At 73.9% G+C, this 23,959-nt stretch carries 25 protein-coding genes and 1 pseudogene; 10 read left to right on the plus strand and 16 right to left on the minus strand.

The genetic code is table 11. The features are described 5' to 3' along the window. Window positions 1–749, minus strand: a 749-nt coding sequence (locus tag ACLU3S_RS23525; RefSeq protein WP_413953923.1) for a hypothetical protein, incomplete at its 3' end; no start/stop codon positions are given. 98 nt (window positions 750–847) lie between these two features. Here ACLU3S_RS23525 and ACLU3S_RS23530 point away from each other — a divergent pair. Both ACLU3S_RS23530 and ACLU3S_RS23535 read left to right on the plus strand, forming a co-directional pair. Further along, window positions 848–1,060 (plus strand): hypothetical protein, encoded by a 213-nt coding sequence (locus tag ACLU3S_RS23530; RefSeq protein ID WP_413953924.1) that lies wholly within the window; start codon window positions 848–850, stop codon window positions 1,058–1,060. A 6-nt stretch (window positions 1,061–1,066) separates the two neighbouring features. Next, window positions 1,067–1,837 carry a DUF1990 family protein gene (locus tag ACLU3S_RS23535; protein WP_413953925.1) on the plus strand — a complete coding sequence of 257 codons (771 nt, stop codon included), beginning with the start codon at window positions 1,067–1,069 and terminating at the stop codon, window positions 1,835–1,837. Here ACLU3S_RS23535 and ACLU3S_RS23540 read toward each other — a convergent pair. Beyond that, a complete protein-coding gene (locus ACLU3S_RS23540) occupies window positions 1,834–3,012 on the minus strand; it encodes an acyl-CoA dehydrogenase family protein (RefSeq protein WP_413953926.1) in 1,179 nt (392 codons plus the stop codon). The genes ACLU3S_RS23535 and ACLU3S_RS23540 overlap by 4 nt on opposite strands. Before the next feature lie 118 nt (window positions 3,013–3,130). Further along, window positions 3,131–3,505 (minus strand): ferredoxin, encoded by a 375-nt coding sequence (locus tag ACLU3S_RS23545; RefSeq protein ID WP_413953927.1) that lies wholly within the window; start codon window positions 3,503–3,505, stop codon window positions 3,131–3,133. A 222-nt stretch (window positions 3,506–3,727) separates the two neighbouring features. On the opposite strand from ACLU3S_RS23545, the gene ACLU3S_RS23550 reads away from it, so the two are divergent. Then, the gene (locus ACLU3S_RS23550) at window positions 3,728–4,093 is read left to right on the plus strand and encodes a DUF6479 family protein (RefSeq protein WP_413953928.1); all 366 of its coding nucleotides are present in this window, start codon (window positions 3,728–3,730) and stop codon (window positions 4,091–4,093) included. A 73-nt stretch (window positions 4,094–4,166) separates the two neighbouring features. On the opposite strand, the gene ACLU3S_RS23555 is transcribed toward ACLU3S_RS23550, so the two are convergent. The 6 genes from ACLU3S_RS23555 to ACLU3S_RS23580 form a co-directional block, all read right to left on the minus strand. Continuing rightward, on the minus strand, window positions 4,167–4,622 hold the full coding sequence (locus ACLU3S_RS23555) for an RpiB/LacA/LacB family sugar-phosphate isomerase (protein WP_413953929.1): 456 nt from the start codon (window positions 4,620–4,622) through the stop codon (window positions 4,167–4,169). 215 nt (window positions 4,623–4,837) lie between these two features. Beyond that, window positions 4,838–6,088, minus strand: a complete 1,251-nt coding sequence (locus tag ACLU3S_RS23560; RefSeq protein ID WP_413953930.1) for an ANTAR domain-containing protein — start codon at window positions 6,086–6,088, stop codon at window positions 4,838–4,840. Between the two features lie 714 nt (window positions 6,089–6,802). Next, on the minus strand, window positions 6,803–7,201 hold the full coding sequence (locus tag ACLU3S_RS23565; protein ID WP_413953931.1) for a hypothetical protein: 399 nt from the start codon (window positions 7,199–7,201) through the stop codon (window positions 6,803–6,805). Beyond that, window positions 7,198–8,193, minus strand: a complete 996-nt coding sequence (locus tag ACLU3S_RS23570; protein ID WP_413953932.1) for a glycosyltransferase family 2 protein — start codon at window positions 8,191–8,193, stop codon at window positions 7,198–7,200. The genes ACLU3S_RS23565 and ACLU3S_RS23570 overlap by 4 nt, the downstream gene beginning before the upstream one ends. Further along, complete coding sequence (locus ACLU3S_RS23575; protein ID WP_413953933.1) at window positions 8,190–8,843, minus strand: carbamoyltransferase C-terminal domain-containing protein; 654 nt, start codon at window positions 8,841–8,843, stop codon at window positions 8,190–8,192. Before ACLU3S_RS23575 ends, ACLU3S_RS23570 begins: the two co-directional genes overlap by 4 nt. Window positions 8,844–8,875: 32 nt before the next feature. Beyond that, window positions 8,876–9,883: an NAD-dependent epimerase/dehydratase family protein gene (locus ACLU3S_RS23580; protein ID WP_413953934.1), complete on the minus strand. Its 1,008-nt coding sequence runs from the start codon at window positions 9,881–9,883 to the stop codon at window positions 8,876–8,878. A gap of 875 nt (window positions 9,884–10,758) precedes the next feature. Between ACLU3S_RS23580 and ACLU3S_RS23585 the strand changes: the two genes are divergently transcribed. Next, window positions 10,759–11,322 (plus strand): hemerythrin domain-containing protein, encoded by a 564-nt coding sequence (locus tag ACLU3S_RS23585; protein WP_413953935.1) that lies wholly within the window; start codon window positions 10,759–10,761, stop codon window positions 11,320–11,322. Between the two features lie 163 nt (window positions 11,323–11,485). Here the strand turns inward: ACLU3S_RS23585 and ACLU3S_RS23590 are convergent, their stop codons facing one another. Continuing rightward, complete coding sequence (locus ACLU3S_RS23590) at window positions 11,486–11,824, minus strand: DUF3040 domain-containing protein (protein ID WP_413953936.1); 339 nt, start codon at window positions 11,822–11,824, stop codon at window positions 11,486–11,488. Between the two features lie 269 nt (window positions 11,825–12,093). Between ACLU3S_RS23590 and dhaK the strand changes: the two genes are divergently transcribed. Genes dhaK through ACLU3S_RS23605 form a run of 3 tightly spaced genes read left to right on the plus strand, consistent with a single transcriptional unit; the run spans window position 12,094 to window position 14,144 of the window. Further along, the gene (gene dhaK / locus ACLU3S_RS23595; protein ID WP_413953937.1) at window positions 12,094–13,086 is read left to right on the plus strand and encodes a dihydroxyacetone kinase subunit DhaK; all 993 of its coding nucleotides are present in this window, start codon (window positions 12,094–12,096) and stop codon (window positions 13,084–13,086) included. A gap of 46 nt (window positions 13,087–13,132) precedes the next feature. After that, window positions 13,133–13,732 (plus strand): dihydroxyacetone kinase subunit DhaL, encoded by a 600-nt coding sequence (gene dhaL, locus ACLU3S_RS23600; protein WP_413953938.1) that lies wholly within the window; start codon window positions 13,133–13,135, stop codon window positions 13,730–13,732. A 1-nt stretch (window position 13,733) separates the two neighbouring features. Continuing rightward, window positions 13,734–14,144 carry a PTS-dependent dihydroxyacetone kinase phosphotransferase subunit DhaM gene (locus ACLU3S_RS23605; protein ID WP_413953939.1) on the plus strand — a complete coding sequence of 137 codons (411 nt, stop codon included), beginning with the start codon at window positions 13,734–13,736 and terminating at the stop codon, window positions 14,142–14,144. A gap of 177 nt (window positions 14,145–14,321) precedes the next feature. On the opposite strand, the gene ACLU3S_RS23610 is transcribed toward ACLU3S_RS23605, so the two are convergent. Next, window positions 14,322–15,029, minus strand: a complete 708-nt coding sequence (locus ACLU3S_RS23610; protein ID WP_413953947.1) for a glycoside hydrolase family 75 protein — start codon at window positions 15,027–15,029, stop codon at window positions 14,322–14,324. A gap of 455 nt (window positions 15,030–15,484) precedes the next feature. On the opposite strand from ACLU3S_RS23610, the gene ACLU3S_RS23615 reads away from it, so the two are divergent. Then, the gene (locus ACLU3S_RS23615) at window positions 15,485–16,168 is read left to right on the plus strand and encodes a fibronectin type III domain-containing protein (protein WP_413953940.1); all 684 of its coding nucleotides are present in this window, start codon (window positions 15,485–15,487) and stop codon (window positions 16,166–16,168) included. Between the two features lie 316 nt (window positions 16,169–16,484). Then, window positions 16,485–17,042, plus strand: a complete 558-nt coding sequence (locus ACLU3S_RS23620; RefSeq protein WP_413953941.1) for a hypothetical protein — start codon at window positions 16,485–16,487, stop codon at window positions 17,040–17,042. Window positions 17,043–17,049: 7 nt separating this feature from the next. On the opposite strand, the gene ACLU3S_RS23625 is transcribed toward ACLU3S_RS23620, so the two are convergent. From ACLU3S_RS23625 to ACLU3S_RS23640, 4 genes are all read right to left on the minus strand, one after another. Further along, window positions 17,050–17,595, minus strand: coding sequence for a PadR family transcriptional regulator (locus ACLU3S_RS23625; RefSeq protein WP_413953942.1), 546 nt, complete (start codon window positions 17,593–17,595; stop codon window positions 17,050–17,052). 32 nt (window positions 17,596–17,627) lie between these two features. Further along, window positions 17,628–19,643 carry an FAD-dependent oxidoreductase gene (locus ACLU3S_RS23630; RefSeq protein ID WP_413953943.1) on the minus strand — a complete coding sequence of 672 codons (2,016 nt, stop codon included), beginning with the start codon at window positions 19,641–19,643 and terminating at the stop codon, window positions 17,628–17,630. Between the two features lie 169 nt (window positions 19,644–19,812). Beyond that, entirely contained in the window at window positions 19,813–20,187 is a 375-nt protein-coding gene (locus ACLU3S_RS23635; RefSeq protein WP_413953944.1) for a hypothetical protein, read from the minus strand. Between the two features lie 96 nt (window positions 20,188–20,283). Further along, on the minus strand, window positions 20,284–21,165 hold the full coding sequence (locus tag ACLU3S_RS23640; RefSeq protein WP_413953945.1) for a hypothetical protein: 882 nt from the start codon (window positions 21,163–21,165) through the stop codon (window positions 20,284–20,286). Between the two features lie 318 nt (window positions 21,166–21,483). On the opposite strand from ACLU3S_RS23640, the gene ACLU3S_RS23645 reads away from it, so the two are divergent. Then, entirely contained in the window at window positions 21,484–23,562 is a 2,079-nt protein-coding gene (locus ACLU3S_RS23645) for a SpoIIE family protein phosphatase (protein WP_413953946.1), read from the plus strand. Window positions 23,563–23,589: 27 nt separating this feature from the next. On the opposite strand, the pseudogene ACLU3S_RS23650 reads toward ACLU3S_RS23645, so the two are convergent. Further along, window positions 23,590–23,959, minus strand: a pseudogene (locus tag ACLU3S_RS23650) (putative protein N(5)-glutamine methyltransferase); the annotation flags it as partial.

Consider the following 23,959-nt stretch of genomic DNA (forward strand, 5'->3'; position numbering starts at 1 on the left):
CCCCGGGCAGCTCCGGCGGCCACGGGCGTCGTGTGCACCGCCGCCGTATCGGAAGGGCCGAGCCGGCGGGTGGCGATGTGCACTCCGTCCACCAGTCGGCCGCCCGAGGCCGCGACGGCGGACTGGCAGAACCTGACCCACATGTTCAGCTGAACCTCCTTTGCCAGCCGCAGGTGCGAGTAGAGCAGGTGCACCAGGCGGCCGGCGGCCCGCGCCCACAGTTCGATCTCGAACACGAGCAGGTCGTCGTCCCGGTGCGCGCGGAAGTGCACCTGCCCGGCCTCCAGATGGCCGCGCAGGGTCACCAGGTGCAGGGACTCCTCGTCGCGGTGGACGACCCGGACGGGCCCGTTCCAGGGTCCCGGCATCTCCACCAGGAACTCGTCCCCGACGTCCAGGCCGTGGTCGCGCAGTTCACCCCCGCGGATGTCGACGACCTCCGCGGGGACGAAGCGCTTGAAGTTGCGGCAGACCTGCCCCATGAGCAGGCCCGCGTCGGCGTCGGTGTCCGCGATGCGCACCCAAAAGCGCCGGTGGAACAGGGGGCCGCAGCCGTCCTCCGCCAACTGCACCCGGTCGTCCAGCACTTCGGGCGGCAGCAGGGGCGGGCGGTCCTGCTCGTCGCCCTCGCACTCGCCCCCGCGGTGCAGGGGGGTCGTCTCCCAGAGATAGCGCCAGCTCACCAGCACCGTGCCCAGGAGCCACCGGCCGAGCAGGGCAAGTCCCCGAGGGCAGCGCGATCGCGGCATCCGCGCCCCTCACGTCCTCAGATCGTCATAAAACAGCATGAATATGTGTATACCCGGGTATACCGTTGCTGACACAAGCGACGACCCCGGAGGCGCCCATGGTGGTCCGGCTCCTGCGTCGTGCGGGTGTGCGCAGCGCCCACCTGCACCTCGCCTCCTTCGCCGCGATCGGCCTGTGCGTGACGTTGTGGGTGCGCGCGAAGACCGTCGACCAGGAGCAGCGGGGAAACGCGGAGCGCCGTGCGCTCTTCGTGGGCCTGTGGCCGCCGACGCTGTGGCTGATCGGCGAATCGTTGCGGGAGCCGAAGTGATCCTCCGTGGGTGACTGGGTCTTCGGCCGGCTCGACGCCGCACGCCTGTGGCGCGAGCTCGCGGACGCGCGCGTGAACTACTCGGCCGACGAGGTGCGCCGGCCGTCCTGGAACATCGACACCTACCGCACCGACCTGGCGGCGGAGCGGCCGGGACTCCCGGAGCCGGGAGGCCCCTGGGAGCACGCCTGCCGTTTGGTCCGCGACTACGAGTTCTCGCCGCCGGAGATCGTCCGGGCGCTGTACGACCCGGCCGCACCGCTGCTCGGGCGCGACATGCTGCTCGAGGCCCGGTTCCACGGGATGCACTTCTACTGCGGGGTGCGTGTCACCGAGGTCGTCGACGAGACCCGCGACGCCGCGGACCGCGTCTGGGGATGGGCCTACGAGACCCTGGAGGGGCACCTGGAGCGGGGCAAGGTCACCTACGCGGTGGTGAAGCGGCACGACACGGGCGAGGTGCAGTTCCTTGTCTCGTGCCACTCGCAGGGCGCCCCCACCCTGGCCCCGGTCACCCGCCTCGGGTGGCGGCTGTTCGGCCGCCGCACCCAGCTGCGGTTCTACCGCAGATGCGGTGAGCGCCTGCGGCACTTCACGCGGACCTCACTGCGCGGCGAGCACCCGCTGCCCCGCCCCGCGGCCGGCGTCGGGCGCCTGGTGTGCGCGCCCTCGGACGCGAAGGTGCGCCGCTGGGACGCCCTGGCGATCCACCGGGTCGCTCCCGGCCGACCGGCCACGCACCCCGGCACGGGGCGTGCGGCCGGGTCGCCGTCCTAACGCCGCACCCGCGGCATGCCCAGGCCGATCCAGGAGATGATCTCGCGCTGGATCTCGTTGTTGCCGCCGCCGAAGGTGAAGATGACCGCCGAGCGGTAGCCGCGTTCCAGTTCGCCGTGCAGGACGGCGCCCGCCGAGCCCTCCTTCAGTGGTCCCGCGGCTGCCACGATTTCCATGAGCCAGGCATAGGCGTCCCGCCGCGCCTCGGAGCCGTAGACCTTGACGGCGGAGGCGTCCTGCGGGGTGAGCGTGCGGTCCTCCACGGCGGAGACCATCTGCCAGTTGAGGAGTTTCATGGCGTCGAGCCGGGTGTGGGTGCGGGCGAGCAGCCGGCGCACCCAGGCCAGGTCGACGACCCGGCGGCCATCGGCGAGCTTGGTCCGGCCGGCCCAGCGCTGGACGTCGTGCAGGGCGCGGACGGCCATGGTGCCGTGGGCGGCGAGGGTGACGCGCTCGTGGTTGAGCTGGTTGGTGATCAGGCGCCAGCCCTGGTTCTCCTCGCCGACGCGGCGGGAGACGGGGACGCGCACGTTCTCGTAGTAGCTCGCGGTGGTGTCGTGGGAGGCGAGGGTCCTGATCAGCGTGCAGGAGTAGCCCGGGTCGGAGGTCGGCACCAGCAGCATGCTGATGCCCTTGTGCGGCGGGGCCGCCGGGTCGGTGCGCACGGCGAGCCACACCCAGTCCGCGGTGTCGCCGTTGGTGGTCCAGATCTTCTGCCCGTTCACCACGTACTCGTCGCCGTCCCGGACGGCCCGGGTTTTGAGGGCGGCGAGGTCGGTGCCGGCGTCGGGCTCGCTGTAGCCGATCGCGAAGTCGATCTCACCGGAGAGGATGCGCGGCAGGAAGTAGGCCTTCTGCTCGTCGGTGCCGTACCGCATCAGCGTCGGTCCGACCGTGTTCAGCGCCATCAGCGGCAGCGGTACGCCGGCCTGCGCGGCCTCGTCGAAGAAGATGAACTGCTCCATCGCCGTCATGCCGCGCCCGCCGTACTGCGTCGGCCAGCCGACGCCGAGCCAGCCGTCCGTGCCGAGCCGGCGGATGGTGTCGCGGTAGAACCGCTTCTGGGCGGCCGCATCGGCGTGGCGCGCGTAGGCGTTGTCCGGGACCAGCCCGGCGAAGTAGGCGCGCAGTCCGGCGCGCAGTCGCTGCTGCTCGGGCGTGTGGTCGAGATGCACGGCGCCTCCAGGCTCCCCAAGGGCGGTCCTGACGGCGCACACCGTAGAACGTGTTTCAGAAATTGGGAATGGGCGGGCCCCGGGCGGATTCCGCTGCCCGGCCCGCGCACCGGAGGCGTCACCTCAGCGTCTCCAGGAAGGCGGTGCACGCCTCGGCGCAGATCCGGCAGGCGGCCGCGGCCGACTCGGCGCCGGGGTGCTCCTCGAAGGCGTGGGCGCATTCCAGGCAGACCTGACGGCACCACTCCAGCCGGACCCTGATGCCCTCCTCTTCCTGGCGGGTCTCCTCGCACAGCACCCGGCACGTGGCGTCGCACACCTCGGCGCACATGATGCCGAGCCGCCGCACCCTCTCCTGGCGATCGGTGCCGTCCGGGTCGACGAGGCTGGCCCGTACCGCACAGGCCCGTGCACACTCCGTACACGCCTGCGCACACGTGAAACGGTCCTCGAGGAACCGGTAGAGCTGCTCCTGCGAAGTCTGCGGTGTCACATCGTGCGGGTAGCCCCGACCCCGGGCCGCAAACCCCTTCGCCCGGCCGGGAGACGACCTCGGTCGCGAGTCCGCCCGGACGGGAGACGACCTCGGTCGCGAGGGAGTCCCGCGCCGGAACGGCAGCGACCCGTCACAACCGCGAGCGACGTCGCCCTGCGTCCGTCGCACGTCACGCGCGATGTCCGGTTCGTCCAGTTCTGGGCGGGGTATGACTTTCATATGAACAGCGCATCGATGCAGTTGGCCGCAGCGAGCGGCCTGATGAGCCTGGTGCTCTTCATCATCGCCGTGGGCCTCCTCGCGATGCTCGCCGGCGGCTTCTGGTTGACGTCCCGCGTCAAGTACCGCGAGTCCCCTCGGCCGCGGCCCGAGGAGCAGCCGAAGCTGCCGCCGGAGGGGCCGGTGCACGAGCTCCGGGAGAACAGGGAGTCCGCCGAGGTCCCCAAGGTGACCAAGGGCGGCCGTCCGCTCACGCCCTACGAACTGACCAACATGGACTCGAGGACGAGCCCCTCCAAGGATCGACCGCGCTGGAGCAAGGGGTCCAGCGGCTCCTTCGGCGGCGGCGGACTCGGCGCCCACTGAGCAGCCCGCCCACCCAGGACCACTGACACCGGACCACGACACGATCCCCCGCCCCGCCGACCGTCGTACGCCCCTAGGAACCCTTCCTCGCGGCGTCCAGGCGGTCGACGCGGGCCACGTTGTGCCGGTCCTCGGGGTCCTGGCTGGGCTCGGCCGTGAACCACGCGTCGAGGATCTCCCTCAGCAGCGGTTCGGAGGTCAGGCGCAGACTCAGCGCGAGCACGTTGGCGTCGTTCCAGCGGCGTGCGCCGTCGGCCGTGGCGGCGTCCGGGCACAGGGCGGCGCGGACGCCGGGCACCTTGTTCGCCGCGATGGACGCGCCGGTGCCGGTCCAGCAGCACACCACCGCCTGGTCGGCCGCGCCCTCGGCCACGTCCCGGGCGGCCGCCTCCGAGCAGGCCGCCCACTGGGCGTCGGCGCCGGGCCGCAGCGCGCCGTGCGTGCGCACATCGTGCCCGCGGCGCCGCAGCTCCGTCACGAGGAGGCGGGCCACGGGCTCGTCCATGTCGGAGGAGACGGAGATCCGCATACCCGGAGGGTAACGCCTGCGGTACAGAGGTAACGCCGGTCCGGGGTACGGACGTTGCCGCGTGCGTTCGCCGCCGTACGACGTACGACGGCGTATGGCCCCGCACGACGGCGAGGCCCCGGCGCGCTCGGGGCGCCGTCGAGGCGTCTGGCCGGTGTGGCCGCGGGCGGCGGGAGGGGATCAGGGGCAGCGGAGCCGATGACCCGCCCATGCGCTCACGAAGCGGCGCGGGTCAGCCTGCGATGGAGGTGTTCGAGCGCGTTCAGGAGGATCGAGCGGTGGTACCAGGCCAGCCAGGCAGCCGTGTCGGCGGCCAGCAGGCCGAAGGCCTTGGCCTGCGCGGGGGTGGGCCGGTGCCCGGCGTCGGGCCAGTGCACGGTGATCAGACCGGTGCAGGCGCCTGCCGAGGACAGGACCGGGACGCAGTGCAGGGCGTGGGCACCCGTGGCGAGCAGGGCGCGGCGGCTGTCGTCGGACAGCAGTGCGTCGGTGGGCACGTCGGGCACGCTCACCCGCCGTCCTCGGGCGCGCGCGACCGCCTCGGCCGTGCCGTCGTCCCGACCGCGCACCAACTGGTCGAGGAAGGCGTCCGTGCAGCCGTAGTGGGTCTCGAGCATGAGCGCGTTGACGGCCGGGTCCACGCACAGCACGTAGCCCGCCGGCGCCCGCCCGATGGCCAAAGCCTCACGCAGCACGGCGTCGATCATCTGCCCGCGGTAACGGGGGTCGCGGCCGCCGCGGCCCAGGATCCGCAGCCGCGGCACGGGCAGCGGGCGGCGGCCCGGGAACCAGACCGCGCCGTCCGGTGGCCTGGCCACCACCACCGCGGAGACGAGCACCCGCAGCGGGACGTTGAACCGCTGCGAGGTCTCGCGCAGCACCCGGAAGGCGGTGCCGGAGTCCGGCAGGCCGTAGCGGGTCATGAGCGTGCCCTGGGCCATGCCGATGACCGGGGCGGTGCGCACCCGGGCGCGCAGCGCGCGGACCTCCCGGTGCAGGTCCTGGTACGACGGCCGCAGCGGGTCCGCCATCTGCGACCGCCAGGCGGGCAGCTCCTCGACTCGTGAGGCGGCGCGGGCCAGTTCGCGCAGCGCCTCGTCGAGGGTGGCGTACAGCTGGACGCCGTGCAGGCGGGCCAGGTGCACCGCCTCGCGCACGCCGGGCCTGGCCCGGACGATGATCAGGTCGGGGCGGCCGGAACGCGTCCGGGTCGTCTCGCTGAGCGTGCGCAGCACGGCGGCGCCGCCCAGTTGCACGTGGGCCATGTCGAGGACCGGCCGCAGCCCGGCGCGGTCCGCCTGTTCCAGGTGGCCGCGCAGCTCCTTCGCCCAGGCCTGGGCTCCGTCGGCGTCGAGGCTGCCGGACATGCGCAGCAGCAGTGCGCCCTCCGCGGGCAGCCCCTCGACGACGGAGGACTCGATGACCAGGGGGGCCGGTGCGCCCGGCCGTTCGGAAGAGGCTTTCATCGCATCACCCTGACAGGTCGCCCGAAGGGGCTCGCACGGCCGCTTCCCGACCTTGAACCACCACCTTGCACGGCAGGTGCCGGACTCTCAACCGCACCCGGTCCGGTGCGGGCGCGCCCCGGGGTCGGCGGATGCCGCCGGGTCCCTGGCGCGCCGCTGCCGGGACATGCGGGGCGGACGCCGGATCGGTGGGCACGCGGACACCGGGCGGGAGGGCGGTGCGCGGCACGCCCGGACGTGTGGCCGGGGCCGGACGACGGGCAGCGCACGGCCGGAGAAGGCGAGGGTGCCGGTCGCGCGGTCGGTCCGGGGCAGCGCACGCCGTCCGCTCAGCCGGGGCACGACCCGCTCCGGTCGAGCGGAGGGTGTTCTCCGGGCCGCCCGGCGTCCTCGACGTACTCGGCGAGGGCCCCGCGGAACCCCGCCGTGGTGCACTCGTGGACCGCGCCCCGCACCCACGGCACGCCGACCCGGCCGGCCTCGGGGCGCCGCCGGAGCACGGTCCGCGGAAGGAGCGGGGCGGCGCCTCCGGGGCGGACGCGGGCACCGGACAGCCGACCGTCTGCCCTGGGAACTCGGATTCCACGGTGGGACGATCAGCCGGGCGCATCCTGACCGGGGGCTCACCCCGACCTCCCACGCGCCCGACGCCACGACTCCTCCGGGCGGGCCGGCGTCGGCCCGCGCGTCGCCTCGCGCGGCCGGTCAGCCGGCCTACCGCCGTGCGGGTGAGTCCCGCCCAGCATCGTCACGTGCGCGCTGTGGGCGGCGAGGGCTCGGACGGCGGGACCGGTGGGCAGAACGTCGCCGAAGCTGCGGTTTGCGGCGCGGGCAGCCGGCGTCGGGGGCGTGCGGGCTGAACACCCCGGCGTCCAGCCCGCCGGGGAGTTCGTCGGCGCGCCGGTCGGCCCGGCGCACGTCCGTGTCGGTCAGGCAGCCCGCGCCCGATGCGGGACTGGTCGCCGACCACGCCGGCAGTGCGGCGGACCGCGCGGCCGAGACGGCCTGCGCCGCGCCGGGCAGCAGGCCAGCGCGGTCGGGGTCGCGGTCGTACGGCACGTCCGCCACGAGGGTGCCGTCGCGGTCGAACAGCGCGGCGGATACGGCGTTCACCCGGCGCCTCCCAGGGGTTGCGCGCGCCGGTGGCGCAGGGCCCCGCGCAGCCAGTGCCGGACGGCGAGCGGCGGGATGAGCACGCTGGTGCCGAGCATCCCGGCGATCTCCCGGGCGGTGCGGGGTCCGGTCAGGATGCGGGCGAGGGCGAACTCGGCGGTGCCGATGGTCCACAGGGCGGCGCAGACGCCGGCGGCCCGGCGGCGGCCGGCGAGGGCGCAGACGGCTCCGGCCAGCGCGGCGCCGGTGACCACCAGGTGGCGGCGCAGCCGGCCGCGCGGCGCCTGGGCGCGGGTCCACCAGTCCGGGCCGTGCAGCCGGTTCATCGGCGCGTGGCCGGCGTTGCCGCGCTGTGCGGGCAGCGAGGCCCACCAGTGGGCCGGGCGCACCGGGTGCCGGGTGACCCGCCGGCCGCGGCACAGCGACCAGCCGGCCCGCTGCACCCGCAGGGCGAGGTCGGCGTCCTCACGGAAGGCGCGCGGGAAGCGCTCGTCGAAGCCGCCGACGCGGGCGAGCGCCTCGGTGCGGTAGGCCATGTCAGCGGTGGCCCACGCGGCGTTCTCCAGGCCCTTGGTGCGGTGCTCCCGGTCGGTGGGCCGGAGGTCCGGGGGCAGGGGGGCGCGCAGCCGGCCCTGGATGCCGCCGACGTCCTCGCCGGCCTCCCGCAGGTCCTCGGCGAGCAGCCGGGCCCAGTCCGGGAGGACCTGGACGTCGTCGTCGAGGAACACCGTCCAGGGCGTCTCCACGGTCCGCCAGCCGGCGTTGCGGGCCGCGGCCCGGCCCTTGCCGCAGGTGCGCAGGGTCCGTATGCGGTCGAGCAGCACCCCGGCGGAGTCCAGCGGCAGATCGCCGTCGGGGGTGGGCCGGTCGTCGACGAGGACCACCTCGTGCGGCGGATGGCCGTCGGCCGCGGCGAGCGCGCGCAGGCACTCGGCGAGGCAGGGGCGGCCGATCGTGGGGACGACGACCGTGTAGGCGGGCGCGGCGGTCATGCGAAGGCCCTTCCGCGGCGGACGGCGAACGGGCCGAGCACCAGCAGGCCGACGGGGGCCGAGCCGAAGCGCTCCAGGGCGTCCCGGCGGGCGTCGGCCATGGGCCGCCCGGCCGTGTTCCGGCTGGTGCCGACCGCCACCGGCGGTCCGGTGCGCCGTGCGAAGCCGTCTCTCATCCGGGCCACCAGGGGCTCCTCGGCGCGGTCCACGGTCTGGATGCGAGCCGTACCGGCAAGGTGCACGGCCGCGCCGGCGCCTCGGGCGGCGGGCCGCACCCACACGTGCCGGAAGCCGCTCTCCCGCCACGACCGGGTGTTCGCCAGGCAGTTCAGTACGACACCGCCGGCCGTCATGAGCGCGTCCTCGCCGGTGTGCTCCCGCAGCCGCCCGGCCGGCGCCGGCATGGCCTCCTCGAGCGCGGGGTCGTAGGAGCAGGCGGCGGCGCCCGGGCCGGACGGGGCGAGGCCGGCCTGCTCTGGGCGCCGGCGGGCCGGCTGCTCGGGCAGCTCCCGGACGGGGTGGGGAACGGGCCGCTCGCCGCGCTCGCGGCGCGAGAACCGCTCCTCCTCCGCGGCCGCCGCGACCCTGCCCCCGGTGATCGGTGCCACGGCGGGTTCGTGGAAGAGGGCGTTGATACCGAGGACATGCATGCGCGGTCTCCAGGCGGCGGGCGTTCGAGGCGTCAGGACTGCGGTGCCGGGTCCTCCTCCGTGGGGACCGGTGCCCAGGGCCGGGCGGAGAAGTAGGCGATCGTCTGCTTCAGGCCCTCCTCCCAGGGGATCTGCGGCGACCAGCCGAGCAGCTCGCGGGCGAGGGTGGCGTGCGGGCGGCGCCGGCCGGGGTCGTCCACGGGCCGGTCGACGAACGCGATCGGCGAGCGGGAGCCGGTGAGGGCTACGACCAGGCGGGCCAGGTCGGCCACGGTGATCTCCGCGCTGCCGCCGATGGTCACGAGGCGCGCGGACCGGCTCGCGGCGACCCGCAGGATGCCGTCGACGGTGTCGTCCACGTAGCACAGTGAGCGGGTCCGGCTGCCGTCGCCGGTCACGGTGACCGGCTCCCCGGCCAGCGCCTGGGCGATGAAGGTGGGCACCGCGCTGCCGTCGTGGGCGCGCATACGCGGCCCGTAGGTGTGGGACGGCCGCACGATCCCGGCGTCCGTGCCCCTGGTGCCGGCGTGCGCGGTGACCAGGGCCTCGCCGAACCTCTTCGACTCGTCGTACACGCTGCGCGGGCGAACGGGGTTCACATGGCCCCGGGAGCCCTCGTGCCGCGGGTGCGCCTGCGGGCCGCCGTACGCCGCACAGGCGGAGGCGAGCAGGAAGCGGGCACCGTCGCGTTCGGCGATCCCCAGGGCGTTGCGGGTGCCGAGGCTGCCCGCGTCCAGGCTCTCCAGCGGCATCCGCAGGCAGTCGGCGGGCGAGGCCGGGCCGGCGAAGTGCAGGACGAGGTCGTACGGTCCCGGCAGTTGCGCCGCGCAGTCGGCCGCGCAGACGTCGCACTCCACGAACCGGAAACCCGGGCGGTCCTCCAGGTGGCAGACGTTCCGTCGGCGGCCGCAGACCAGGTTGTCGGCGCAGTCGACTTGGACACCTGAATCCAGCAGCCGCTCGCACAGGTGGGAGCCGAGAAAGCCGGCGCCGCCCGTCACGAGGGCACGCCGCCAGGGAAACGGTGTGTCACCAGTCATGGGGGCTCTTCCTTCGTCGTCCTTCGTTCACGTCGTCCGCGCCCCGGGAACCGCTTCAGCGTGGGGTGTTCGGCGCCTGCCGCGTCCGCCGGGCCCGGCGTCGCCGGCCCGCTGCGCGGGAAAAGTCGCCGGCCCGCTGCGCAGGAAAAGGAGAGGGCTGATGTCCCGCTGGTCCCGAGGACCGCCCTGGTCGAGCCGCCGCTGGCTGGACGGCACCGGCAGGGGGCTTCCCCTGCCAGTTGGCTTCACACGTTGGACTCTCATTCTCCGGCGGGCCGGGTACTCGCGCGACTCCGGTGCGTGGCAAGGCCCTGCACGAGTACCTCGTGGCAACGCCGCCGCGCACGCCGGCGGCGCCCGCCCGGGCGCCGCTGACCGGCTGGTTCGGCTTCCTCTTCCTCGGCGGGGAGGCGAGGGCCGGGGACGTGTGCGCCGAGCGGCAGGTGTCGTCCGCGCCGGCCCGGGCGGGTATCACGTACGACACGCTGTGGAGTCCCGGATTCCGGCCCGGCGCACCGTCCCCGCGGGCGGCGCGTCCCGAGGCGTACGACACTCTGCTCTGCGCGTGCGGGCCGGCCCATGGGCCGCAAGTCGCCGCGCCGCATGTCGGGTTCAGGGCCTGTCGGCGACCGGCGGCCGGAGTCTCGGTCGTCGATCCGGTGGATCCGGTGGATCCGGCGTGCCGGACGGCCGATCCGGGCATTCCGGGCCACGCGTCGCCGTGGGCGCTCTGCGGAGCCCGCCGGATGGCCGGTGTCCGCCACTCGATGCGCCGAGCGGCGTGGGGAAGCCGTGTAGCGCCCGGTGCGCGGGGCACTCGACGCGGCGACGGCGGGCCGCCCACGGCCGCCGCGTCTCTCTCAGGAGGTAACGACATGGGTCACGGCGGAAACGTCATCCAGGAGCTGACGACCGACCACCGCGAGGTCGAGGAGATCTTCGGCCGTATCGAGGCGCTGCCGCCCGGCTCCGAGGAGCGCAAGAACCTTGCCGACCAGGCCACGATCGAGCTGGTGCGCCATTCGGTCGCGGAGGAGGCCTATCTGTACCCGGCGGTGCGCAAGCACATCAAGGGCGGGGACGCCATGGCCGACAAGGAGATCGAGGACCACGCCGAGGCCGAGCAGATCATGAAGGATCTGGAGGGCTGCCCGGCGGACGATCCGCGGTTCGACACCCTCATGGCACAGCTGATGAGCGAGATCCGGTCCCACATCACGGACGAGGAGCAGAACCTCTTCCCCGGGCTGGAGGCCGCCTGTCCCCCCGACGCGCTGATGGACCTCGGTGACAAGGTCCGCCGCGCGAAGAAGATGGCACCGACCCGTCCGCACCCGTCGGCCCCGGACACTCCCCCGGCGAACAAGCTGCTGGCCCCGGGAGTGGGCCTGGTCGACCGGATGCGTGACGCGCTGACGGGACGTGGCAAGGAGGGCTGACCGCCCTGATCCAGCCTTGATCCAGCCCTGATCCAGCCCTGATCCAGCCCACAGGATCCGGCGAGGGAAGACGGTGGGACCGGGAAGACGGTGGGGATCTGCAGGCACCCGCCGGCCATGGCGGCCGGCGGGCGCCTACGGCTGCGGCGCGACCTGCGGCCGTTCACAGCCGGCGAGTTGCGGGGGACGCGGCCCGGTCCCCGCGGCGGGCCGCCCGGCACAGCAGGCGGAACGCCTGACAGAGGGTCAGCGGCCACAGCAGCGCGAAGCACCACAGCAGCGCGGGGTCCGAGGTGCGGATGCCCATCACGGCCACGAAGGCCGACGCGACGGCCAGCAGCAGCACCCCCAGCGGCAGCCAGACCCCGCGGCGCGGCGGGCCCATGCGGCGCGCGAACCCTCGGTCCCGCCTCAGGCTCGCCTCGATCTCCAGCAGCGCCAGGCGCTCGCGCGGTGACAGCCGTACCTCGTCGTGCATCTCCCACATCTCCCAGTCGTCCACGGCAACGGCACCTCCTCCGCCGGTCGGCGGGCTCCGTGTGGCGCCCGAGTTCCCCCGTCGGCCCGGCCGATGCGGACGGGCACCCCGGCCGGGCGCGGCCGCCGGCGCCGACGCCTGCGCACGGTGCCGCGCTCCTCGCGTACGGTGACGGGGCGTGCGTGCGCGTGACCTCCTGTGGTTCAAGGTCGATACTGCCAATAGCTCCATCAACGAACTCGGCTCGACGTCGGACAGCGCGGCCCGTCCGCGAGGCTCACTAGGAGATACCGATGAGGATGCTGATCAACGTGCCGGAGACCGTCGTGGCGGACGCGCTGCGCGGGATGGCGGCCGCGTATCCCGACCTGACGGTGGACGTGGACAACCGGGTGATCGTCCGCCGGGACGCCCCCGTGGCCGGGCAGGTCGCGCTGGTCTCGGGCGGCGGGTCGGGGCACGAGCCGCTGCACGGCGGGTTCGTCGGCCACGGCATGCTGTCCGCCGCCTGTCCGGGTGAGGTGTTCACCTCGCCGGTGCCGGACCAGATGGCGCGCGCTGCGGCCGCCGTGGACAGCGGCGCCGGGGTGCTGTTCGTGGTCAAGAACTACACCGGTGACGTGCTCAACTTCGACATGGCGGCGGAACTGGCCGAGGACGAGGGCATCCAGGTCGCCAAGGTGCTGGTGAACGACGACGTGGCCGTGACCGACAGCCTCTACACGGCCGGCCGGCGCGGCACCGGGGCGACGCTGTTCGTGGAGAAGATCGCGGGCGCCGCCGCGGCCGAGGGGCAGCCGCTGGAGCGGGTGGAGTCGATCGGCCGTCAGGTCAACGAGAACGCGCGTAGTTTCGGCGTGGCGCTGAGCGCCTGCACGACCCCCGCGAAGGGCTCCCCGACCTTCGATCTGCCGGACGGTGAGCTGGAGTTGGGCATCGGCATCCACGGCGAGCCGGGCCGGGAGCGGCGGGCGATGATGACCTCCGGGGAGATCGCGGACTTCGCGGTGAACGCGATCCTCGAGGACATGCCTCCGCGCAATCCGGTGCTGTTGCTGGTCAACGGCATGGGCGCCACTCCCCTGCTGGAGCTGTACGGCTTCAGCGCCGAGGTGCAGCGGGTGCTGACCGAGCGCGGGGTGGCCGTGGCCCGCACCCTCGTCGGCAACTACGTCACCTCCCTGGACATGGCGGGCGCCTCGGTGACGCTGTGCCAGGTCGACGAGGAACTGCTGCGGCTGTGGGACGCACCGGTGAAGACCCCCGCGCTGCGCTGGGGGATGTGACACGGCGGACGCAGCTCTCAACGCCCCTACCACGTATGGAGGTCCAGTGCTCGACGCCGACTTCTTCCGTCGTTGGATGACGGCGACCGCCGCGTCCGTCGACCGGGAGGCGGAGCGGCTGACCGCTCTCGACTCCCCCATCGGGGACGCGGATCACGGCAGCAATCTGCAGCGCGGGTTCACGGCCGTGCGGGCGGCCCTGGAGAAGGAGGCGCCGGACACCCCGGGTGCCGTCCTGACTCTCGCCGGGCGGCTGCTGATCTCGACGGTCGGCGGCGCGTCGGGGCCGCTGTACGGCACGCTGCTGCGCCGGGCCGGCAAGTCGCTCGGCGATGCCGCCGAGGTCGGTCAGGCGGAGCTGGCGAACGCCTTGCGGGCGGGCGTGGAGGGGGTGATGGCGCTCGGTGGGGCGGCGCCCGGCGACAAGACCATGATCGACGCCCTGGTGCCGGCCGTGGACGCGCTCGGCGACGGCTTCGCCGCCGCGCGGACCGCCGCCGAGGAGGGTGCGGTGGCCACCACGCCGCTGCTGGCCCGCAAGGGCCGGGCGAGCTATCTCGGCGAGCGCAGCATCGGCCACCAGGATCCCGGGGCGACCTCGTCGGCGCTGCTGATCGCCGCGCTCGCCGACACCGCGGAGGGCTGATGTGAGCGACGAGAAACTGGTCGGGATCGTGTTGGTGTCGCACAGCGCGGAGGTGGCCGCCTCGGTCGCCGAGCTGGCCAAGGGCCTGGCGGGCGGGGCCGCGGAGGTGCCCGTCGCTGCGGCGGGCGGCAAGGAGGGTGGCGGGCTCGGCACCAGCGCCGAGCTGATCTCCGCCGCGGCGGCCTCGGTCGACCGGGGCGCCGGGGTCGCGGTGCTCACCGACCTCGGCAGCGCCGTGCTCACCGTGAAGGCGCTGCTCTCCGAGGGCGACGAGCTGCCGGAGAACACGCGCCTGCTGGACGCGCCGTTCCTGGAGGGCGCGGTGGCCGCGGTGGTCACGGCGTCCACCGGCGCCGACCTGACCGCGGTGGAGGCCGCGGCGACGGAGGCGTACGGCTACCGCAAGGTGTGACGTCCCGGCACCCCGAACGGGGACCGGCCCTCACCGGCCCTCACCGGCCCTGACCGGCCCGGCCGGGGTCGGGGTCCGGGTCGGGTCCGGGTCGGGTCGGGGTCGGGGTCGGGGTCGCGCACAGCGTGTGCGGCCGGCGCAGAGTGACCCCACCCGACGCCCCGCGGGAGCGGCCCGTCACTTGTTCGTGTTGGCCACGAACAGCCGCGCCAGCCGCTCCCCCTCCGCCATCGCCGACGTGTGGTCCTCGATCGGGTCCGCCCGGGAGTTCTTGAAGACGATGTAGGTGACGTCGGAGGAGACCCCGCCGGTGCTCGGGTCGGCGGGGATGCCGAGGCCGCGGGCGGTGGCGTAGGAGGCCTCGCCGATGAGGTCGTACGGGCCGGTGTCACCGACGACCGCGTACTGCACCCGGTCCTTGTAGACGACGGCGGCGACGGAACCGCCCTGCAGGCCCTCCGCGCGATAGTCCCACAGCGTGCTCGGGCTGGGGACGACGATGTACGGCAGGGTCTCCGCGTTCAGCTGGCGGCCGTCGGACTGCTGGAAGGCGGTGGTGGGGGCGAACAGCGGGTCGGTGCTGCTGTTGCACTGGTCGGTGGGCCGGCCGTCGCAGTCGATGTCCAGGTCGGCCTTCCAGAACACGGCGTCCGGGGTGCCGCAGACGGGCACGGTCGCGGCGCCGCCGGCGTCGGTGCGGAAGCGGCCGTGGGAGGTCTGGGCGCATTCCCCGACCCGTGCCAGCAGTTCCGCGGCGGTGACCGCGCCCTCACTGCGCGCCACGGTTCTCGGCAGGGGCGGGACGGCCTCGGCCGGGGCGGGCAGCGTGGCGGGGGCGATCAGGGCGGCACCGGCCGCGGCCAGCGTCAGCGACGGGACACGCACACGCACGATGAGGGACCCTCTCCTAGGGGACACGGGGCACATCCAGCACACTCTGGGCCGGGCAGGGGCGCTGGGCCACTGGTCAGGCACCGAAGAGGCCGGATGGAGCACGTTTCTGACACCCCATGAGGGGACGCGGACGCGGCGATCGGAGCAATCGGGCACCCCGGTGGGGCGACGGCCGCCACAGCGCGATGACAACAGGGGCCGGGGGCCCGGGCCGAAGCCGTTCGGGCCCCCGGCCGCCCGCGTCGGCGCGGGTTCGGCGACGACAGCGTTTCCGCGCCACAGGCATGAACTTCCCTGTCCTCTCGGGCAGTTCAGCCGTAGGGACGTTCAGCATACGTAACCTCCGGGCTTGGTCACCATCGGCCCCTTGCCGTGGCCGCACCGACGGGGCCATATTGGTCCGGACCTTTGCCGTGCCGCCGATGCCGATCCGGGGAGGCAGAGCCGTGCGACGCGTTCCCCTGCCGTGGGTGCCGACCTGCGGGGCCCTGCTGCTCGTCGCCTCCTGCGGCTGGGGCCGGGCCGCCGACGTCGACGACGGACGCTCGCCGGGCGCGCCGACCGGTGTCACCGCAGGGGCCGGCAGCGCCACGACGGTGCACGTGATGTGGAACGCGGTGCCGGACGGACCGGGCATCCGCTCCTACGAGGTGTACCGCGGCTCCACGAAGGCGGCGGAGGTACCCGGTGCGCAGCACATGGTGGACGTCACCGGGCTCAGGCCGTCCACCCTGTACGGCTTCACCGTGCGGGCCCGGGACGCCGCCGACAACCTCTCCCCGGCCGGCGCCCCGGTCCGCCTCACCACGCCGGGCGTCGACGACGGCCGCGGCACCGCGCCCACCGGCTTCACCGCCGGGTCCCACCGGGCCGGCGGTGCCTACTATCTCGACCTGTCCTGGGACCCGCCGCGCACGGACGGCGTGATCACCGAGTACGGCATCCGGCTCGACGGCGCCGCGGCCACCTCGCTGGTGTGGGGCGGCCCTCCGCCGCGCGGCCGGGCGCACCACAGCTTCTACGTGGGCCGGGTCGCCGGGGAGACGCGCCGGGTACGGCTGCGGGCCCGGCTGCCGGACGGCACGTGGGGCGACTGGTCGGTGCAGAGGACGGTCAGCACGGGTGGCTGAGAGTCGCGCAGCGCACCGGCACCACGGGCGCGACTGGTCGGCGCAGCGGACACCCACCACGCGCGACCGAGAGACACAGCGGACACTCGGCACGGGCAGCTGAAAAGCGCGGCGGACGGTCAGCACGGGCAGCCGAGGTGCGCACCCCGGGGCGGGCGGCGGTGGGCCGCACGGCGGAAACCTCACCCTGCCGGACGCCGCCCGCGTGCGGGCGGCCCCGCGGCCGCGTTGGCTGACTGCCGAGGCAGCACGGACGTTTCCCGACCCCCGGCGGCGCATGGGACGTACCGCCGACCGTGCCGCAGGAGGCCAGACGATGCGCACCCCCAGACTCCTGCTCCGCTCCGGTGTGACCCTGGTGGCCGCGGCCGCGCTCCCGGCCGCGCTCGCCGGACCGTCCGCGGCGGTCTCGGGCATCGCCGTCAGCACCACCGGCTCCACCGTCTCGGTGGTCACCAGCGCGTGCACCCAGATCAACGGCAGCTGGGGCACCGCGGCCCTGCTCACCAGCAGTCAGTCGAGCTTCTCCCAGGGTCGGCAGGTGTCGTTGTCGGGCACGACCGTGAGCCAGTCCGCGGCCTGGACCGGGGTGAGCCCGGGGACGTACACCGTGGCCGTGGTCTGCTCCAGCGGCAGCATGGCGGGCAGCCAGTCGGTGGTCGTCTCCTCGTCGTCGGCGCCCCCGGCGACGACGGCGGCGACGACCGCGCCGCGGGCCACACCGACGCCGACGCGGGGCGTGCTGGGCGGCCTGGGCGGCGCCGCCCGCGACTACGGCACGCTGACCCTGGGTGTCGGCGCGGGGCTGCTGGGCGCCGGTGTCGTCGCCGCGGGCTGGTACCTGCGTCGGCGCACGAAGCCCTACCGGCTCTGAGGACGGCTCAGTCCGCGCCGGGCAGCTCGGCGAACTCCGTCAGGGCGTGCGTCAGCCACTGGGTCCAGAAGGTCTCCAGGTCGATGCCCGCCCGCAGGACCAGATGGCGCAGCCGGTCCTGCGGTGCGTCCCGGTCCGGCGGGAAGTCGCGCTTCTCGATCTCCTGGTATTCGGCCAGCTGCCGCCGGTGCAACTCGAGATGGCGCCGCAGGTCCGCCTCCAGGCCCGTCGTGCCGACCACCGCCGCCGCGCGCAGCCGCAGCAGGAGGGCGTCCCGCAGCGGCTTGGGGTCCTGCGCGGCGGCGGTCCACCGCGCCAGTTCGGCGCGGCCCGCGGGCAGCACCTCGTAGCTCTTGCGCTGCCCGCGGGCCGGTGCCTGGGCCGGCAGGGCGCGGATGAGGCCCTCGGCCTCCAGCTTCCCCAGCTCGCGATAGATCTGCTGGTGCGTCGCGGACCAGAAGTAGCCGATCGACTTGTCGAACCGGCGGGTCAGCTCCAGCCCCGACGAGGGTTTTTCCAGCAGGGCGGTGAGGATCGCGTGCGGGAGTGACATGGGCCTCATCCTAGGGACGCCCCGTGCGGAACCTACAGCGCCGCCGCCAGCTCCGTGCCCTGCTTGATGGCGCGCTTGGCGTCCAGCTCGGCCGCGACGTCCGCGCCGCCGATCAGGTGGACGCTGCGCCCGGCGGCTGCCAGCTCCTCGTAAAGGTCGCGACGCGGCTCCTGCCCGGTGCACAGGACGACCGTGTCGACCTCCAGGACCGTGCTCTCCTCGCCGACGGTGATGTGCAGGCCCGCGTCGTCGATCCGGTCGTAGCGCACGCCCGCCACCATCGTCACGCCGCGGTGCTTGAGCTCGGTGCGGTGGATCCAGCCGGTGGTCTTGCCGAGCCCGGCGCCGACCTTGGTGGTCCTGCGCTGGAGCAGGTGCACCTGGCGGGGCGGGGCGAGCCGCTCGGGGGCGGCGAGGCCGCCCGGCGCCCGGTACTCCATGTCGACGCCCCAGTTCCGGAAGTACGTCGCGGGGTCCTCGCTCGCCTTGTCGCCGCCGTCGGTGAGGTACTCGGCGACGTCGAAGCCGATGCCGCCGGCGCCGAGGATCGCCACGCGGTCGCCGACGGGGGCGCCGCCCTGGAGCACGTCGAGGTAGCCGAGGACGCGGGGGTGGTCGACGCCGGGGATGTCCGGGGTGCGGGGGGTGACGCCGGTGGCGACGACGACCTCGTCGTAGCCTTCCACGGTCTCGGCGGTGACCCAGGTGCCGAGGCGTACGTCGACGCCGTGGGCCTCCAGCTGGTGGCGGAAGTAGCGCAGCGTCTCGTCGAACTCCTGCTTGCCGGGCACCTTGCGGGCGACGTTGAGCTGCCCGCCGATCTCGCTCGCGGCGTCGAACAGTGTGACGGCGTGGCCGCGTTCGGCGGCGGAGACCGCGCAGGCGAGGCCGGCCGGGCCGGCGCCGACGACGGCGACGCGCTTCCTCAGCCGGGTCGGCGCGAGCACCAGCTCGGTCTCGTGGCACGCGCGCGGGTTGACCAGGCAGGAGGTGATCTTCCCGCTGAAGGTGTGGTCGAGGCAGGCCTGGTTGCAGCCGATGCAGGTGTTGATGGCCTCCGGGGTGCCGGCGGCCGCCTTGGCGACGAAGTCGGGGTCGGCGAGCATCGGGCGGGCCACGGAGACCATGTCCGCGTACCCCCCGGCCAGCAACTCCTCCGCCAGCTCGGGGGTGTTGATGCGGTTGGTGGTCACCAGGGGGACGGACACCTCGCCCATGAGCTTCTTGGTGACCCAGGTGTAGGCGCCGCGCGGCACGGAGGTGGCGATGGTGGGGATGCGGGCCTCGTGCCAGCCGATGCCGGTGTTGATGATCGTCGCCCCGGCGGCCTCGACGGCCTTGGCGAGGGTGATCACTTCTTCCAGGGAGGAGCCGCCGGGGACCAGGTCCAGCATCGAGAGCCGGTAGATGACGATGAAGTCCTCGCCGACGGCCTCGCGGACCCGCTTGACGATCTCCAGGGGGAACCGCGTCCGGTTCTCGTACGAGCCGCCCCAGCGGTCGGTGCGCCGGTTGGTCTGCGCGGCGATGAACTCGTTGATGAGGTAGCCCTCGGAGCCCATGATCTCCACGCCGTCGTAGCCGGCCTGCCGGGCCAGGCGGGCGGCGCGGGCGTAGTCGTCGACGGTGCGCTCGACGTCCGCGTCGCTCAGCTCCCGGGGCACGAAGGGGCTGATCGGCGCCTGCAGGGCGCTCGGCGCGACCAGGTCCTGGTGGTAGGCGTACCGCCCGAAGTGCAGGATCTGCATCGCGATGCGGCCGCCCTCGCGGTGGACGGCGTCGGTGACGACCCGGTGCCGCTCGGCCTCCGCCTCGGTGGTCAGCCTGGCGCCCCCCTCGTAGGGCCGGCCCTCGTCGTTGGGCGCGATGCCGCCGGTGACGATGAGCCCCACGCCGCCGCGGGCGCGGGCCGCGTAGAACGCCGCCATGCGCTCGAACCCGCGCTCGGCCTCCTCCAGCCCGACGTGCATGGAGCCCATGAGCACGCGGTTGGGCAGCGTGGTGAAGCCCAGGTCGAGCGGGGTCAGCAGATGCGGGTAACGGCTCATGGCGGCCCTCCGTGCGCGGTGCGGTCGCTTCCTGTTGTAGAGGAAGCACGCCCCTTTGTGCAACTAGTTGCACAACCGCCTGCGAAGACGCGCACACGGCGAACACCCCGGCCGGCGGAGCCGTACGGGGCGTTCGCGAGGGTCCTCTCGGCCGGATCGGCCGGATCGGTCAGCGGCTCTCCAGGAGGAGGTGGAGGTCCCTCTCCTGGTCGCCGGAGGCCGTGCAGGTCTCGTGGACGGTGAACATCGAGTCCAGGGTGTGGCGGAACCGGTCCACGGCCCAGTAGCCGCCCTGGACGTCCGCCGTCACCGCCGAGTCCAGGTGAACCCGCGGACAGCGCTGCCCGCGGGCGTCCGCGACGTCGTACGTGCCGAGCCATACCATGGGGCGGGTCTCGTGGAGCTGCTGAGGCACCTCGTCCAGGCCCCGGTCGGACGCGAAGCAGGAGCTCAGCGCCTCGAAGACGAGGCGGGCGTCCTCCTTGGAGCATCCGCTGATCTCCACCATGACGGTTTCCGGATGCGACCCTTCCCTGTTCGCCATCGATCGCTCCTTTCCGTGGCCGTGCTGCGGTGGAACGGGGTACCCCGCCGAACCGCGTCCACCCTCAGGAAAGCACCCCGGGACGTGGAGCACACCTCAGCCGCGGGAGAACTTGTACGTCTTGCTGTCGGTGAGCACGCAGAAGCCCGGCGACACGACGATGACCCTGAGGATGCCCGTGCGCCGGTCGTAGTCGATGCCCTCCGCCTCGAACGTGCCGGAGCACGAGCTGCGCAGCGGCAGTTGGCGCAAGGCGGTGACATGCCCGGCGACGTCGCCGGAGCCGCCGGGCCGGGCCGACAAATCGATCTGCAGCAGCGGCTTGGTCACGCCGAAGAGGCTGCCGTCCGGGTCGTCCGAGGAGCACAGCAGGGTCGTCGGGCCGGAGAAGTCGCAGCCCTGCACGTCACGGACCGCGTGGTCCAGGTTCACGGTCGCGACCTGCGGGAGGTTCGCGGAGGGCGAGGTGCCCGGGTTCTCGCCCGGGGTCGGGAAGACCAGCAGGCGGGTCATCGTGCCCCATTCGCCGGAGAGCATCCACTGGCCGTCGGGCGAGATCGCCACCCAGGAGTTGTTCAGGGCCTCGCCGGGGCTGAGCGTGTGGACGTACTCCGACCAGGCGCCGCCGGGCGACTGGACACGGAACATCTTCGCGTTGCCGGAGTCGGCCTGGTACGGCTCGATGTAGTACCCCTCGTACGAGGCGTCGGGATCACCGACGTGGTTCCAGCCGCGGACCGCGACGCTCAGCGGAATGGTGCCGATGCCGGTGTAGTGGTTCGGGCTGTTCGCCGGGACCTCCACCGAGGTCAGCCCCTGGCTCTCGGTCAGCGGGTCGGCGCGGTCGGAGCCGGTCTCGGTCCAGACGTCGGCCGCGGAGGCGGGCGAGGGCGTGGCGAGGGACACGACGGCGGCGGTGGCGAGGGTGACGAGTCCGGCGAGGACTGTGTGACAACGTTGCCGGGCGGACGCGGGCATGGCCGACTCCTCGGACGGGTGTGGGGGCACACGAACGGCCGACAGTCTGGCGTGGCGTCATGGTCATGTACAGACCAATACGGCAACATGAGCGCGAACTCTCACGGCGCGCGAGATCGCGCTGTACCGTCTCGGCAGGAAGACTCCGCACCGTGCGCACCGCCGGCGTGGCGCCTTCGGCGGACGACCGCCGCCGTGTTGAGAGATGGTGGAGGTAGACGGCGAAGGCCTCGGAGAGTCGGGTGTGAGCGCGGTAGAACAAGGGGAACCGGCACGGGGGACGGCGTGCCGTGCGGACGGGCGAAGGCGGTGCGTGGCATGAGTCCAGCCGAGGCTCCGGGGGCGGAGGGTGGCGAGTACGCCCGCGGACCCGTGCGGCCGGGCGGCCTCCTCGACGTCCTCGGCGTGGCGTCGGTGGTGCTGGACACCGAGGGCCGCATCGTGCTGTGGAGCCCGCAGGCGGAGGAGCTGTTCGGCTACACGGCCCAGGAGGCGCTCGGCCAGTACGCCGCCCGGCTGATGGTGCACGAGCGCCACATCCAGCTGGTCGGCAAGCTCTTCGCCGACGTGATGAGCACCGGGCAGAGCTGGGCCGGCGGCTTCCCGATCCGGCACAAGGACGGCAGCACCCATCTGGTGGAGTTCCGCAACATGCGGCTGATGGACGACCACGGCGAGGTGTACGCCCTCGGGCTCGCCGCCGACCAGTCGACCGTCCGGCGCCTGGAGCAGGACGTGGCGCTGTCCGAGCGGATGGTGCGGCAGTCGCCGATGGGGCTCGCGGTGTTCGACACGCAGCTGCGGTACGTCTCGGTCAACCCGGCCCTGGAGAAGATCAACGGGCTTCCGGCCGCCGAGCACGTGGGGCGCCCCCTGCGCGAGGTGCTGCCGCAGTGGGACACGGACGCGCTGGAGGCCACCGCGCGCCGGGTGCTGGACACGGGTGTGCCGGTGATCGACGACGTGCTCGTCGGCCGCACCCCCGCCGACCCGGACACGGACCACACGTGGGCGGTGTCGCTGTACCGCCTGGAAGACGCCATGGGCAATGTGCTCGGCGTGGCGTGCTCGCTCCTCGACATCACCGAGCAGCACCGTGCCTCCCTCGAGGCGGAGGCCGCGCGGCGCAGGCTCGCGGTGGTCGCCGACGCCTCCGCCCGGATCGGGACGACGCTGGATCTGGAGCGCACCGCCCGCGAGCTGGCCGAGGTCGCGGTGCCCGAACTGGCCGACCTGGCGGCCGTGGACCTGCTGGACGCCGTCGTGGCGGGCCGGCCCAGCACCCTCGGCCCGTCGGAGGCCGCGGTGATCCGGGCCTTCGCGCTGCACCCGGACGACGAGACGGACGCCGTCCGGGCGGCCGACCCGCCCGGACGGATCGCCCGGTACGCGCCCGACCGCCTGGTCACCGAGTGCGTGCGCACCGGTGAGGCGGTGCTGGTGGCGCAGGTGAAGGACGAGGACCTGCCGCGCATCGCCGGCTCCCCCGAGGCGGCCGTGCTGCTCGGCCGGGCGGGCCTGCACTCGTATCTCGCCGTCCCGCTCATCGCGCGCGGGGAGGTGCTGGGCGCGCTCGACCTCAAACGCACCCGCAATCCGGCGCCGTTCGACGAGGACGACGTCCTGCTCGCCCGGGAACTCGCCGCCCGGGCGGCCGTCCAGATCGACAACGCGCGCTGGTACCAGAACGCCCGCAACACCGCCCTCACCCTGCAGCGCAGCCTTCTGCCGGGCCATCCGCCGGTGACCACCGGCCTGGAGGTCGCCTCGCGCTACCAGCCGGCCGGCGCCACCAGCGAGGTCGGCGGCGACTGGTTCGACGTCATCCCGCTGGAGGGCGGCAGGACCGCCCTCGTGGTGGGCGACGTCATGGGCAGCGGGATCAGCGCCGCCGCGACGATGGGCCGGCTGCGCACCGCGACCACCACGCTGGCCGCGCTCGGCCTCGACCCGGCGCTGCTCCTGGAGCACCTGGACAAGACGACGTCGGCGCTGGACCACTCCATCGCGACCTGCGTGTACGCCGTCCACGACCCGTATCTGCGGCAGTGCCGGATCGCGAACGCCGGCCATCTGCCGCCCGCCCGGGTACGGCCGGGCCACCCGCCGGAGCTGCTGGACCTGCCCACCGGGGTGCCGCTCGGCGTCGGCGGCGTCGAATTCTCCACCGTCACCGTCGACTTCGAGCCCGGTGACGAGCTGGTGTTCTACACCGACGGGCTGGTGGAGACCCGCCGCAACTCGCTGGACGAGCGGCTGGACTTCCTGCTGTCCCTGCTCGACGACCCCACCCGCCCGCTCGAGGAGGTCTGCGACCTGCTCCTGCGGACCCTGCACCACCCCGACAACCACGACGACGTGGCCCTGCTCATCGCCCGGGCGCACGAACTCCCCTGACCGCCGGGGCGGTTCACGCGGCCGGTCTCAGCGCAGAACGCCGATCACCACGTGCGCGTGCAGCTCCTCGCAGACGGCCAGACGGGTCGCCAGGCCGGCCCGGGTGAACGCCTCGACCGCGGCGGGCGCCTGACGCTCGCTCGTCTCGGACAGCAGGCAGCCGCCGGGCGCCAGCCACTGGGCCGCCCCGGCGGCGACCCGGCGCAGCACGTCGAGGCCGTCCGCGCCACCGTCCAGGGCGGCCCGTGGCTCGTGGTCGCGGGCCTCGGCCGGCAGCAGCGGCACCTCGGTGGTGGGCACGTAGGGCACGTTCGCCGTCAGGACGCCGACGCGACCGCGCAGGCCGGCCGGCAGGGCGTCGTACAGGTCGCCCTGATGGGCGCGGCCGCCGAACGCG

The organism is Streptomyces sp. AF1A (assembly GCF_047340315.1).
Lineage (GTDB): Bacteria > Actinomycetota > Actinomycetes > Streptomycetales > Streptomycetaceae > Streptomyces.